This is a genomic window from Winogradskyella pacifica (genome assembly GCF_013403915.1).
In the GTDB taxonomy this organism is placed as follows: Bacteria; Bacteroidota; Bacteroidia; order Flavobacteriales; family Flavobacteriaceae; genus Winogradskyella; species Winogradskyella pacifica.
In genome coordinates this window covers 1-683 of sequence record NZ_JABFDI010000067.1, presented here as the reverse complement: position 1 = coordinate 683, position 683 = coordinate 1, and the positions used below count along the sequence as shown (strand labels likewise).

General features: G+C 64.1%; 1 protein-coding gene. It reads right to left on the bottom strand.

Annotation, left to right across the window (positions count from 1 at the left end):
- Positions 1-683: type IV toxin-antitoxin system AbiEi family antitoxin (locus HM984_RS17430; protein WP_179350121.1), on the bottom strand; the 683-nt coding region annotated here is incomplete at both ends.

The window sequence follows — 683 nt, the reverse complement described above, 5'->3', positions numbered from 1 at the left end:
CTTTCCCGAGCCGTCGAACTCTCCGATGACACCGAGTTCTGCGAACAGGAAGTCCACCCGGCCCAGAAACGTTCCGTCGGCATCGAACACGGATTGGTTGAGCAACGGTACCGGCAAGTTCTGATCCTGCAGTATCAATCGGCTGCGGGATTCGCCGACGCTGTCGCTACGGTTCGTCATCGCCTCGACGGCTCGAACCGCTCCGGGTGTACCTGTTCGATACTTGGCAGCGGTCACCGCGTCGGACAGGGCTTTCGCGGTGACCAGCCCGCGTCGCAAGGCCGAGTCGCCCGTGCACACCGCCTGTGTGTGGGTAGCGGTGCGGGCGATATCGACCACGGTCCTCGCAGGCGTGGTCAATGTCAGACCGTCATGCGTGGTGAAATCCGCGGGCGCCAGCCTGGTGCCGTGAACCGTTCGTCGACGAGTGGTCCTGGTCGTGATGGGTCGGCCGGTGGTGAGGTGGACTCGTGCCAGCGGCAGTCCCCACACGTCCATGCCCCAAGCGATGGCTGCGGATACGTGGCTGAGCACGGTGCCGTCGGACATGGCGCGGGCCAACAACAGGTGTTGCTGCGGCGAGTCCAGCGAATGGAAGTAGCGAGCAGTCACGTACGCGCCCGGTCGGACAGCGATCAATTCGCCGGAGAGTCGAGCGCGCCGTAACGAACTGTCGGTGAAAC